General features: G+C 65.5%; 9 protein-coding genes. 5 read left to right on the top strand and 4 right to left on the bottom strand.

Annotated elements, in window-relative coordinates:
- The first annotated feature begins 188 nt into the window (after nucleotides 1-188).
- The 4 genes from EPB08_RS01715 (at nucleotide 189) to EPB08_RS01730 (ending at nucleotide 7,839) form a co-directional block, all read left to right on the top strand.
- Nucleotides 189-1,838, top strand: coding sequence for a Na/Pi cotransporter family protein (locus EPB08_RS01715; RefSeq protein ID WP_130617331.1), 1,650 nt, complete (start codon nucleotides 189-191; stop codon nucleotides 1,836-1,838).
- Between the two features lie 289 nt (nucleotides 1,839-2,127).
- The gene (locus EPB08_RS01720) at nucleotides 2,128-3,240 is read left to right on the top strand and encodes an efflux RND transporter periplasmic adaptor subunit (RefSeq protein ID WP_130617332.1); all 1,113 of its coding nucleotides are present in this window, start codon (nucleotides 2,128-2,130) and stop codon (nucleotides 3,238-3,240) included.
- Nucleotides 3,233-6,334 carry an efflux RND transporter permease subunit gene (locus tag EPB08_RS01725; RefSeq protein ID WP_130617333.1) on the top strand — a complete coding sequence of 1,034 codons (3,102 nt, stop codon included), beginning with the start codon at nucleotides 3,233-3,235 and terminating at the stop codon, nucleotides 6,332-6,334. The genes EPB08_RS01720 and EPB08_RS01725 overlap by 8 nt, the downstream gene beginning before the upstream one ends.
- A 2-nt stretch (nucleotides 6,335-6,336) precedes the next feature.
- Entirely contained in the window at nucleotides 6,337-7,839 is a 1,503-nt protein-coding gene (locus EPB08_RS01730; RefSeq protein ID WP_130617334.1) for an efflux transporter outer membrane subunit, read from the top strand.
- Between the two features lie 31 nt (nucleotides 7,840-7,870).
- On the opposite strand, the gene EPB08_RS01735 is transcribed toward EPB08_RS01730, so the two are convergent.
- The 3 genes from EPB08_RS01735 to dnaG form a co-directional block, all read right to left on the bottom strand.
- Nucleotides 7,871-8,467 (bottom strand): pentapeptide repeat-containing protein, encoded by a 597-nt coding sequence (locus tag EPB08_RS01735; RefSeq protein WP_130617335.1) that lies wholly within the window; start codon nucleotides 8,465-8,467, stop codon nucleotides 7,871-7,873.
- Nucleotides 8,468-8,477: 10 nt separating this feature from the next.
- Nucleotides 8,478-9,104, bottom strand: coding sequence for a DedA family protein (locus EPB08_RS01740; protein ID WP_130617336.1), 627 nt, complete (start codon nucleotides 9,102-9,104; stop codon nucleotides 8,478-8,480).
- 224 nt (nucleotides 9,105-9,328) lie between these two features.
- Nucleotides 9,329-11,119 (bottom strand): DNA primase, encoded by a 1,791-nt coding sequence (gene dnaG, locus EPB08_RS01745; protein ID WP_130617337.1) that lies wholly within the window; start codon nucleotides 11,117-11,119, stop codon nucleotides 9,329-9,331.
- A 156-nt stretch (nucleotides 11,120-11,275) separates the two neighbouring features.
- Between dnaG and EPB08_RS01750 the strand changes: the two genes are divergently transcribed.
- Entirely contained in the window at nucleotides 11,276-11,914 is a 639-nt protein-coding gene (locus EPB08_RS01750; protein WP_130617338.1) for a GNAT family N-acetyltransferase, read from the top strand.
- Nucleotides 11,915-11,920: 6 nt separating this feature from the next.
- Here the strand turns inward: EPB08_RS01750 and EPB08_RS01755 are convergent, their stop codons facing one another.
- A complete protein-coding gene (locus EPB08_RS01755) occupies nucleotides 11,921-12,091 on the bottom strand; it encodes a DUF1328 domain-containing protein (RefSeq protein WP_130617339.1) in 171 nt (56 codons plus the stop codon).
- Between the last annotated feature and the right edge of the window lie 155 nt (nucleotides 12,092-12,246).

The raw sequence follows: 12,246 nt of genomic DNA on the forward strand, positions 1-12,246 counted from the left end.
GAGGGTCGTTCCGGTACATGCCGGAACGACAGCCTCAAGGCGATTCCACAGCGTCGCAGCTGACGGCGCGCTCGATGCGATAACACGAATGCGAGGGTGTCCGCGTGGACGCCCGTTCCCCTCACAGGCTCTCGTAAGCGAGAGCACGGATGCTTTCGGCATCCGATCTGCTCCAAGGAGGTCGCGCCATGAAAGGCACCTTCGCTCTACTCGACATTGCCGGCTACGTGGCCCTGCTGCTGTGGGGGACGCACATGGTCACCAGCGGTGTGCTGCGTGGCTACGGCAGCATGCTTCGTCGCTGGATGGGTCGTTATCTCGGCCATCGTCCTGCGGCGCTGGGCTTCGGCGTATGCGTCACCGCACTGCTCCAGAGCAGCACCGCCACCGGCCTGATGGCGACCTCGTTCGCCGCCAGCGGTTTCCTGGGTCTCGCACCAGGACTCGCCGTGATGCTGGGCGCCAACGTGGGTACCACGCTGATCGTCCAGGTGATGTCGTTCGACATCTCGATCGTGGCGCCGGTGCTGATCCTGATCGGCTTCACCGTCCACCGTCGCACCGACGACGTCAGCTACGAAAACCTCGGTCGCGTTTCCATCGGCCTGGGGTTGATGCTGCTTGCCCTGCATCTGCTGGTTGGTGCGATGGCGCCGGTGGAGAACGCAGCCGTGCTGCACGCCATCCTGCAGAGCCTGGCGAGCGAGCCGGTGCTCGCGATGCTGGTGGCGGCGCTGCTGACCTGGGCCTGCCACTCCAGCGTGGCCGTGGTGCTGCTGATCGTGTCGCTGGCGACGGCGGGCGTGGTCGATGCACCCGGCGCGCTCGCGCTCGTGCTGGGCGCCAACCTCGGCAGCACCATTCCCGCGTTGATGGAAGCGCACACGCCGTTCGCGCGCCGCCTGCCGATGGGCAATCTGATGGTACGTGCGTTCGGCTGCGTGGTGTGCCTGCCGCTGTTGCCGTTGATCGCGCACTGGCTCGCGCCGCTCGGCGCGTCGCCGGCGCGCATCGTGGTGAACTTCCACACCGCGTTCAACCTGGCATTGGCGATGATCTTCATCGTGCCGGTGGAAAGCCTGGCGCGACTGCTTGTGCGCCTGTTGCCCGAACCGCCCAAGCCCAATGATCCCGGCGTGCCGCAGTACCTGGACGAGGGTGCGCTGGACTCGGCCAACGTCGCGCTGGCGAATGCGGTGCGCGAATCCATGCGCATGGCCGACATGGTGGAAAGCATGCTCAAGGGCCTGGTCGAAGTGTTCGGCAAGGACGACCGCTCGCGTGCGTCCGCCATCAGCCGCATGGATCCGTCGCTCGACAAGCTGGGTATGGCCATCCGTGAATACCTCGCCGACCTCGGCGGCCAGCCGCTGAACGAGGAAGACGGCGAGCGCAGCCAGGAGATCCTGGCGTTCGTCATCAACATCGAACACATCGGCGACATCACCGCCAACAACCTGATGGAATTCGCCGCGAAGAAGATGGCGAGCGGACAGGATTTTTCCGCCGAGGACATCCAGGACCTGGCGGCGATGCATACGCTGGTGATGGAGAGCCTGCGCCTCGGGCTCACCGTCTTCCTGCGCGGCGACCTGCGCGCGGCCCAGCAGCTCGTGGCGCGCAAGGAGGCGCTGTGGCGGCTGGAGAACGAGGCGTCGGAGCGCCACATCAAGTCGCTGCGCGAGCGTCGTGATGGCGGCGGTGGCGGGGACGTCTACCTGCGCATCCTGCGTGATCTCAAGCGCATTCATTCCCACCTGGCGGCCTTGGCCTACCTGCCGCTGGAGCGCGCCGGCCTGCTGCAGGATCGCCTCGTGCGCGAGCCCGCGACGACCTGACGTAAGCCGCGATCGTTATCGTATTAACCCTGCAAAGGAGCGACGGCACATTGGACCCGGACCCATCGACTGATATCGCATTTTCTTGCTGACGACGCCGTCCTCGTTCCTTCGAGTGCTCCTTCCGGAGTAATTCCCGCGAGCGGTGGCCGGTGTCGGCGCACACCGCGAGCGGGTTAGACGTTCCAGCTCCAGGCGACCTGGAACGCTACCCCTTCGCAAACACAGCTCCATCGCCATGACGGCGGTGGAGCGCGGCTGCACGCCAAATTTTTGCAGGGGAATACCCATGCTTCACCGCCTGTCCCGAGTTTTCATCGCCCTCGCCATCAGCGCTTCACTCGCTGCCTGCTCCCACCGTGAGAGCGAACAAGCCGCCACGCCAGCCTTCGTGGATGACCATGGCGTGCTTCGTGTCCCCGATGGGTCTCCGTTGCGCAAGGAACTGGTGATTGCACCCGTGGAAATGCGCGAGGCACCGCACGCCATGCAGTTTCCCGCGACGGTCGAGGCCGATCCCACGCGAACGGCCAACGTGCTGGCGCCGCTCACCGGCCGCATCGCCGAGCTGAAAGTTGGCCTGGGCGACCACGTAACCCGCAACCAGCTGCTCGCCGTGATCGATTCGGGCGATATGGCGCAGGCGTATGCCGATGTGGCCAAGGCCACGGACGCGCTTGCCCTGGCGAAGAAGGCGCTCGATCGCGCCCGTGGCGTGCAGCAGGCGGGCGGCAACGCAGTGAAGGACCTGGAAACCGCACAGAGCAATTACAACCAGGCCGTGGCCGAGATGGACCGTGCGCAGGCGCGTCTGCGTTCGTTGAGTGCCGAAGGCCAGCAGAGCGCCGCGCGCAGCATTCGCGTCACCGCGCCGATGAGTGGTTATGTCACCGCGCTGAGCGCGGCGGCAGGCACCTATGCCAACGACACGTCCGCGGTACTGATGACCATTTCCGATCTTGATTCGGTGTGGATCACCGCGAATGTCCCGGAGGCCGAGGTTGGCCATATCGCCAAGGGGCAGGTGGTGGACGCGGTGCTGTCGGCCTATCCGGACCAGGTGTTCCATGGCCAGGTGGGCTTCGTCAGCCAGGTGCTGCAGTCCGACACCCGCCGCGACATGGTGCGCGCGGTGTTTGCCAATGCGGACGGACGCCTGAAGCCGAACATGTTCGCCAACGCCAGCATCGCGGTACCGCAGCCGGCACAGGTGTTCGTGCCTGACTCCGCGTTGCTGATGAACAACGACAGCACCACCGTGTTCGTGGAAGTGTCATCGTGGGCATTCGCGCGCCGCACGGTGGAGTTGAGCTATGACGAGACTGCCGGCGCTCGTGTGCTGAAGGGCCTCAAGGCGGGCGACCGCGTGGTCGTGAAGGGCGGAGTCCTTCTCAATGATTAACGCGATCTTCCACTTCTGCTTCCAGAAGCGCGTGATGTTCCTCGTCGTGTCGGCGCTGGTACTGTGCTTCGGTTATTACTCCTGGACGCAGCTCGCCATCGAGGCCTATCCGGAACTGAGCGACGTCACCGCGCAGGTGACCACGCAGGTGCCGGGCCTGGCCGCCGAGGAGATCGAGCAGCAGATCACCATTCCGCTGGAGCGCGGCCTGGCGGGGACGCCGGGTCTGGTGAGCATGCGATCGAGCAGCACCTTCGGCCTGTCGCTGATCACGCTGGTGTTCAAGGACGGCGCCGAGGACTACTGGTCGCGCCAGCGCGTGATGGAGCGCATCAGCCAGGTGACCTTGCCGCCGGGCGTCACGCCGGGACTGGATCCGGTATCGGGTCCCGCGGGCGAGATCTATCGCTACACGCTCGAGTCGACCAGCAAGAACCTGATGGAGCTGTCAGAGCTCCAGCGCTGGTTGGTGGTGCCTGCGCTTGAGCGCGTTTCCGGCGTTGCCAACGTGGATATCTTTGGTGGCTTCACCAAGGAGTTCCGGCTGGAGCTCGACCCGTCCAGGCTGCTGAAGTACGGTGTCAGTGTCAGCCAGGTCACCAGCGCCATCTCGTCCAATACCGCCAACGCAGGCGGTGGTCGCATCACGCGCGGCGAGCAGTCGTACATCGTGCGCGGCATCGGCATGGTGCACACGCTGAAGGACCTGGGTGACGTCGTGGTGACGCAGAGCAACGGCGTGCCCGTGCTGGTGCGTGATCTCGGCAAGCTCGAGTACGGGCACCAGGTCCGCGAAGGCATCCTCGGCAAGGACAACAACCCCGATGCCATCGAGGGCATCGTCGACCTGTTGAAGTACGAGAATCCTTCGCGCGTGCTCGAAGGCATCCATGCCACCGTCGATCAGCTGAACAAGCAGCTCGCCGCGCAGGACGTGCGCATCGCACCGTACATCGATCGCGACGACCTGGTCGAGGCCACCAAGGAAAAGGTCTTCCACACCGTGATGGAAGGCGTGGGCCTGGTGTGCATCGTACTGATCCTGTTCCTTGGGAGTCCGCGCTCGGCGATGGTGGCGGCGGTGGCGATTCCCATGTCGCTGGTGACCGTATTCATCCTGATGCAGTTCACGCACATGCCGGCGAATCTCTTTTCGCTGGGCGCGATCGATTTCGGCGTGATCGTGGACGGCACCATCGTGGTGACGGAGGCGATCCTGCGCCGCCGCGAAGAGAAGCCCAACGCGATACTCACCGAAGACGACGTGATGACGGTGACCAAGCATGTAGGCCGCTCGATCTTCTTCGCGACGCTGATCATCGTCACGGCGTATCTTCCGCTGTTCGCGTTCGAGCACGCCGAGGGCAAGCTGTTCCGTCCGATGGCATTTACGGTGGGCTATGCACTGCTGGCCGCGCTGCTGTGCACGGTGACGCTGACACCCGGCCTGGCATATATAGCGCTGCGCAAGCCGCGGAAGATTTTCCACAACAAGCCGCTGGCGCGCCTGCAGGCCGCCTATACGGCGACACTGGAGCGCCTGCTCGGCAAGCTGCCGGTGGTCTATTCGGTGGCGGGCGTGGCGCTTGTGGGCGTCGTCGTGCTCGGCGTCACCATCGGTCGCGAGTTTCTGCCGGAGCTGGACGAAGGCTCACTGTGGTTGCAGGTGCAGATGCCTACGGGCCTCTCGCTGGACAAGGCGAGTGCCATGACGGCGGACCTGCGTCGCGCCGTGCGCGAGTTTCCCGAGGTGTCCTTCATCGTCACGCAGATGGGCCGCAACGATACCGGTACGGACCCATGGACGCCGTCGCATGTGGAAGCGGGCGTGGGCCTGAAGCCGTATGACAGCTGGCCGGATCGTGAGAGCAAGGCGGAATTCCTGCGTCGCTTCAACGCGCGCATGCAGCAGATTCCCGGTATCTCGGTCGGCATCAGCCAGCCCATCGTGGATGGCGAGAACGACATGATCGGCGGTGCGCACAGCCCGCTGGTGCTGCGTATCTATGGCGACGACCTCGGCGAGCTGCGACGCATCGGTGGCGAGATCGTCGATGTGTTGCATGGCGTGCGCGGCACGGCGGAGGCTTCGATCTTCCAGGAGCCGCCGATCCCGCAGCTGGCGATCACCGCCGACCGCGATGCGGCCGCGCGCTACGGCATCAATGTTGGCGACGTCAGCAACCTGATCCAGACGGCCATCGGCGGCGCGCCGATCACGCAGGTCTACGTTGGGGACAAGACATACAACGTGACGGCCCGCGTCTCCAACGAGACAGCCAACAACCTGGAGGCCGTCGGCCAGCTGCCGCTGACCTCCGCCGGCGGTGCACAGGTGCCGCTGAAGCAGGTGGCGGACATCCGCTACAAGACCGGCGAAAGCACCATCGCGCATGAGCAGGGCAGGCGGCAGATCACCATCCGCATCGACAACCGCGATCGTGCGCTGTCCGAATACCTGGCCGATGCGCAGCAGCAGATCGATGCCAAGGTGCATTTCGACAAGCAGAACTACCAGCTGCAGTGGGCCGGCACCTTCGAGAACCAGCAGCGTGCGCAGGCCCGGCTTGTGGTGGTGATGGGGCTGGTGATGGCGATCATGCTGGTGTTCCTGTTCATGGAGTTCGGCAAGCTGCACCAGGCGGTTATGGTGCTGGCGGTGGTGCCGCTGGCGACGGTAGGTGGCCTGATCTCGCTGCATCTGCGCGGGGAAACCTTGAACATCGCGACTGCCGTGGGCTTCATCGCGCTGTTCGGCGTGGCGGTGCAGAACGGCATCATCATGGTGGCCAACATCAATCGCGTGCGGAAGGAAGGCCATAACCTGCGTGATGCCGTACTGGAAGGCGCGACCGAACGCTTCCGGCCCGTGCTGATGACCGCCACGGTCGCCAGCGTGGGCATGCTGCCGGCGGCGCTCGCCACCGGCATCGGCACCGACGTGCAGCGCGGTCTCGCCACCGTCGTGGTGGGCGGCCTGCCCATCGCCACGCTGCTCACGCTGTTCATCCTTCCGGGCTTCTATTTCGCCGTCGAGCGACTCATCGACCGGCGTCGTCGCCAGCACCGTCCGCATCCGTCGCGGGAGCTGTGATCATGATCAAGACCAACGTCCTTCATCCGCTGCGCCCGATGCTTGCCCTGAGCATCGCCTTTGCCCTCAGCGCATGCGCCGTGGGGCCCGATTACAAGCGACCACAGGCACCCGGGGCCAAGGATTACGCAGCCACGCCGATCGCCCGCGATACCGCCGCGACGACGGGAGCTGGCGGCGAATCGCAGCACCTGCTGCAATCCATGGACATGCCGGGCCAGTGGTGGACCTTGTTCCATTCCGAGCCGCTCAATGCGCTGATCGACGATGCGCTCAAGCACAATGCCGACGTGGAAGCTGCGCACGCCGCGCTCAAGGTGGCCTGGGAGGCGGCGTACGCGCAGCGTGGCGCGTACTTCCCGCAGGTGAATGCCAGCGTGAATCCGACCCGACAGGACATCGCCAAGGACCTCGCGAGCCCGGCAGCTTCAGGCGCGGATCTCTATAACCTGACCACCGCGCAGGTCAGCGTGTCGTACGTACTCGACCTGTGGGGCGGCAACCGGCGCCAGGTCGAGTCGCTGGTGGCGCAGGCGAACCAGCAGCGCTTCCAGCTGGAGGCGACCTATCTGACGCTCACCAGCAACGTGGTGAACGCGGCGATCCAGGAGGCGTCGCTGCGTGCGCAGATCCAGACCACGCAGCAGATCATCGAGGCGCAAGGCAGGATCCTCGCCACCTTGCAGCGGCAGCAGGAGCTGGGCGACGCATCCGACGCCGGCGTGGCCGCCCAGGTCACGGCACTGGAGCAGAGCAAGGCCACGCTGCCGCCGTTGGACAAGCAGCTGGCGCAGCAGCGCGATCTGCTTGCCGTGCTGACCGGCCGCACGCCGGACCAGCGAATCGATGCGCAGTTCACACTGGAGGGCCTGCAGCTGCCGACCGACCTGCCTCTCAGCTTGCCCGCCCAGCTGGTGGAGCAGCGGCCCGACGTACGCATGTCGGAGGAGGAGTTGCATGCCGCAAGTGCGCAGGTAGGGGTCGCCATCGCCAATCGCCTGCCCAACGTGCAGATCGACGCGTCCTTCGGGAGTGCCTCGGAGAAGGCCAGCCAGCTGTTCAGCGCAGGCAATGGCTTCTGGAACCTTGGTGCATCGGTGACGCAGCCGCTGTTTGACGGCGGCACGCTCAAGCACAAGCAACGCGGGGCCGAGGCGGCGCTTCAGCAGGCGGCCGCGCAGTACCGGAGTACCGTGCTGCAGGCGGTGCAGAATGTGGCCGACACCTTGCATGCCATCGACTCGGACGCACAGGCGCTCGCGGCCAGCGAACGTGCCGAGCGTGCGGCTGCCCACAGCCTCGACGTCGCCAGGCGCCAGCTCGCACTTGGCGACCTGAGCGAAAGTGCGTTGCTCAACACGGAGTTGGCGTGGCAGCAGACTGCGCTGGCCCTGGTGCAGGCGAGGGCGGCGCGTTACGCCGATACGGTGGCGCTGTTCCAGGCACTGGGTGGAGGTTGGTGGCGTCGCAACGATGCGCAGGACGTCGCCGCGTCGTCGCGTTGAGGCGGCATGGCGCCGCCGGAAAGCGGCGGCGTCAGTCCTGCAGGTCGATATCCAGGCTTTCCAGTAGCGCGACGGCTTCCGGCAGCGAGAACCGCGCCCGCTTGATGTCGTTGGTGAAGATGTCGATGCGGTAATTGCAGGCGTCGATGAAGTTGGCGCCCGCCAGCCGCGTGCGCGCGAAGACGCTGTCGCGCAGGTCTGTATCGCGGAAGTCCGCTTCCGTGCAGTTGGCATCGGTGAAGTCGACGTCGAGCGCGCGGCATTCGACCAGCTCGCATTCGCGCAGGTCCAGGCCGAAGAAGGTGGAGTCGTTGAGCACGCAACGGCGGAACGACAAGGCCTTGGCCAGGCGTACGCGCGGCCAGTGGGCCCGGGTCCAGTTGATGCCGACCATCTTGCAGTCGGCAAAGCTCGCGGCATCGAAGCTGCTGCCGGTCAGCCGGACCAGGCTGAGGTTGCAGTCGATGAACTCGCAGTCGTTGAAGCGGCAGCGGGCGAGCGTGGCTTCGCTGAAGTTGCAGTGACGGAACGTGCAGTCGCGGAAGCGGATGCCATCGATCGTGACGCCGGCGAAGTCGGCATCGTCGAAGTTCTCGTCGTCATATTCCTGTTGCGTCAGCGTGGCCATGGGATGTAGCTCAACGCGTGCCGGACTCGCACGCCACCCGGCGCCTGTGCCGCCACCACAACAACAGCACGATCAGCACCACCACGCCGCCGAACAACCACAGCCCGTTCTGTCCGCGGCGGATCCACATCGCCAACCACTCGTGGTTGTTGGCGCCGAAATAGCCGAGGTAGACCCAGATCGGCACGCTGATCAGCGCGGCGCTGCCGTCGAGCAGGAAGAAGCGCAGGAACGACACGCGATGGGTGGAGCCGGCGGTGATGAAAACCGCCGTGCGCATGCCCGGCAGGAAGCGGGCAATGAACATCAGGCGGTTGCCGTAGCGTTCGAATTTTTCCTGCACCTTGGCATAGCGCTCGGGCGTGAGCACACGCGCCACGAGCCGCCATTGGCGAATGCGCGCACCGTAGTGATGCCCCAGCAGGAACATGCCGGCGTCGCCGACCAGCACGCCGGCCATGCCTACGCCGAACATGATGTGTACGTTGCCGTAGCCCAGGCCGGTGATGACACCGCCGGCGACCAGGGTAATGTCCTCGGGCAGCGGCGCACCCGCGCCGCACAGCAACAACGCGATGAATACCGCGAGGTAGCCGTTCTCGGCGAACAGGGTCACCAGTCGTTCAAGCAGTTCCATCTACGTCCATGCCCGGGCAAGCACCCATGCCTACTAGTAAGGGTCGATGATCCCATAGGAGGGCGTCAGCACGCTTGCGGCAGCGCACGGACGCTTCTGTTCCCCTCCTGGGGAGGGCGGGGTGTTCATCTTGCAGGCTGGGAAGTTAGAACGCTGTTCTTTGGGGCGGCGGGGCAGCCGTCACGCCCTGGATCGATCAAGCAACGCGACAGGCAGTCAAACGCTCACTCTGCCTTCACCGGCGCGACGCGCGCGGCCAACAACTCGCGCAGCTCGGCCTTCTCCGCGCTACTGAGCGCGCTCTCGCGGCTCTTGGCGGTCAGCCAGTCGCGTCGCTGGATCACAGCCTGCTGCTCCATGCGCGCGAGTGCATCGAAGAACTCGGCACGCTGCGTCTCGGGTTCACCGACGACCATGGCCGCCATGAGCTTTTGCAGGGCCGCGTATTCGGGGCGTTCGGCAAAGTGTTCCACCAGCATGGCTGGGTTGATGCCGGGGCGCGAGCGCGCCAGGTCGATCAACTCCGCCAGCAGTTCCACGCCCGGCTTGTCCATGCGCAGGAAACCATATGGGCGCGCCACTTCGTCTGCGACGCCCGGTTGCGCCAGCAGGAGTGCAATGGCGCTGCGCACCAACGAGCGCTGCACCACGATGGGTCGCTGCACCGTGCGTCGGGCAGCGGGATCGGCCTCGAGCACAGCGCGGGCGCCGGTGCGCTTCTCCAGCTCCTGCGCCATCAGGTCACGGAACGCGCCATCGGGCAGTCGTGCGATCAGCGGACGGGCTCGCTCGGCCAATCGTGCGCGGCCATCGAGGCTCGCCGTATCGACGTCGTGCGCGAGTTCGCCGAAGAAGTAGGTCGACAGCGGCGTGGCTTCCTTCAGGCGTTTCTCGAAACCGTCCTTGCCTTCCTTGCGGATCAGCGTGTCCGGATCCTCGCCGTCGGGCAGGAACAGGAAGTACGCCTGCCGGCCATCGCGCAGGCGCGGCAAGGCCGACTCCAGCGCTTTCCATGCGGCCGCGCGGCCGGCGCGGTCGCCGTCGAAACAGAACACCACGTCGGGCGCGGCACGGAACAGCACCTCGGTGTGTTCGGGCGTAGTGGCCGTGCCCAGCGTCGCTACCGCAATCGGCAGGCCGGCCTGGTGCATGGCGATCACGTCCATGTAGCCCTCGACCACCACAATGCGCGAAAGGCTCGGGTTCGCCTGCTTCACCTGCCATAGCGCGAATAGCTCGCGCCCCTTGTGGAACAGCGGCGTTTCCGGCGAGTTGAGGTATTTGGGGCCCGGCTCTTTTTGAGGAGTGCGGGCAGGGATGCCCGCTTCTTGAACTTCGCGCGCAGGAAGCGCGCTGGAAATAATGCGGCCACCGAACGCGATCACGCGTCCGCGCCGATCGAGGATGGGAAACATCAGGCGTTCGCGGAAACGGTCGTAGCGGTTGCCGCGTTCGTTGCTCGCCACCATGCCGGCTTCGTTGAGCAGGTGCATGCGCTTGTCGCTGCCACCCAGCGCCTTGATCACGCCATCGAAACCGGCGGGCGCCCAGCCGATGCGGAAGCGCTGAATGGTCTGCTCATCCAGCCCGCGCTTCTTGCAGTACGCCTGCGCATCGGCGCTCTTGGGCAGCTCGTTCTCGTACCAGCGGGCCGACGCGTCGAGCAGCGCGTAGAGGTCGGTCTTGTCCTCGCGCTGCGCGCGATCATCGCCGCCTTCGCGCGGCACGGTAAGGCCGACGGACTGCGCCAGCTCTTCCACCGCATCGGGGAATTCCAGGCGCTCGTAGTCCATCAGGAACTTCAGCGCACTGCCGTGCGCGCCGCAGCCGAAGCAGTGGAAGAACTGCTTGGCGGGGCTCACGTAGAACGACGGCGAACGTTCGTTGTGGAACGGACAGCAGGCGGTCCATTCCCTGCCGGCTTTTTTCAGCGGCACGCGCCGCTCGATCACATCGACGATGTCGACGCGGGCAAGCAATTCGTCGATGAAACTGTCGGGAATACGTCCGCGCATAAGACGAGTAGTTTAGAGGGTGTTGCGCTTCCTGGTATGCCCATGGCCGACACGCCCCCCACGCCGGCCGATGGCGCCTCTGCGCGGCTCCGCAGGGCTGCCCTATGCTGGAACGGACAAGCGGTTCCACTCAGGGGATCGCGGATGGGAGAGGGCATGGCGCGGTCCGGCTTGAAGATTCGTTTCCGCCCGGCGGCGCCCGAGGATGCCGTGGTGGCCGTGCCGCTGATCTACGCCTCGGGACCGGACTCGTTCGATTACGTCTTCACCACCCGCGACGGTGGTGACGCCCTGGCCTTCCTGGGGCATTGCTTCATGGATGGAGCCGGCGAGTTCGGCTGGCGCAATCACTGGGTCGGCGTGGCTGGCGATCGCGTGGTAGCGGTCGGGGCAGGCTACGGTGCCGATACCAAGTGGCCGTTCACCCTGGCGGCGGCGCGCCAGATCATCGGGCATTACGGACTGCGTCGCGGACTGGGCGCGATCGTGCGCGGGTTGCGCGTGGAGTCGGTGATTCGTCCTCCCGATGGCGACATGCACTACCTGGCCCATCTGGCCGTGCTGCCGGAGCTGAGGGGGCAGGGCGTAGGTCACGCCCTGATCGATCACCTGATCGGGTTGGCGCGGGATGCCGGCCATCGACGCATCACACTGGACGTCGCGGCCAGCAATCCACGCGCGGAAGCGCTGTACCAGAGCACCGGTTTCCGGGTCACCGTCGAACGCAAATCGCAGTTGACCAGCGAATGCGGTCGGGTGGTCGATCACCGGCGCATGGAACGCGTGCTCGACTGAGCCTCGCTACAACGCGTTGAAGATGCCGGTCAGTGCCAGCAGTGCCAGCAGGAACAGGATCAGGAAGATCGCGAACAGGACTTTGGCGATGGTGCCGGTGATGCCGGCAACCGCGCCGAAACCCAGCCAGCCGGTCACCAGCGAAACGATGGCGAAGATGATGGCCCACTTGAGCATGAGGCACTCCCTTGTCGTTGGACGGGACCAGTCGTTGACTGGCCACTACCGGTTGTAGGGAGCCGGGCGTGAAAGGCTTGCAGCAAAAGCCTTCGAAAGTCGTGGTGAGCGGGTTGCCCGCTCACCTGCGAGACAGCCGCGCCTTGGTGGCGAGA

The sequence above is a fragment of the Dyella amyloliquefaciens genome, assembly GCF_004296575.1.
In the GTDB taxonomy this organism is placed as follows: domain Bacteria; phylum Pseudomonadota; class Gammaproteobacteria; order Xanthomonadales; family Rhodanobacteraceae; genus Dyella; species Dyella amyloliquefaciens.

Bases quoted from the DNA above. Each gene is read 5' to 3' on its own strand.
- EPB08_RS01720 (WP_130617332.1), top strand. From the start codon at position 2,128: ATGCTTCACCGCCTGTCCCGAGTTTTCATCGCCCTCGCCATCAGCGCT.
- EPB08_RS01730 (WP_130617334.1), top strand. From the start codon at position 6,337: ATGATCAAGACCAACGTCCTTCATCCGCTGCGCCCGATGCTTGCCCTG.
- EPB08_RS01755 (WP_130617339.1), bottom strand. From the start codon at position 12,091: ATGCTCAAGTGGGCCATCATCTTCGCCATCGTTTCGCTGGTGACCGGC.
- EPB08_RS01735 (WP_130617335.1), bottom strand. From the start codon at position 8,467: ATGGCCACGCTGACGCAACAGGAATATGACGACGAGAACTTCGACGAT.
- EPB08_RS01725 (WP_130617333.1), top strand. From the start codon at position 3,233: ATGATTAACGCGATCTTCCACTTCTGCTTCCAGAAGCGCGTGATGTTC.
- dnaG (WP_130617337.1), bottom strand. From the start codon at position 11,119: ATGCGCGGACGTATTCCCGACAGTTTCATCGACGAATTGCTTGCCCGC.
- EPB08_RS01715 (WP_130617331.1), top strand. From the start codon at position 189: ATGAAAGGCACCTTCGCTCTACTCGACATTGCCGGCTACGTGGCCCTG.
- EPB08_RS01740 (WP_130617336.1), bottom strand. From the start codon at position 9,104: ATGGAACTGCTTGAACGACTGGTGACCCTGTTCGCCGAGAACGGCTAC.
- EPB08_RS01750 (WP_130617338.1), top strand. From the start codon at position 11,276: ATGGCGCGGTCCGGCTTGAAGATTCGTTTCCGCCCGGCGGCGCCCGAG.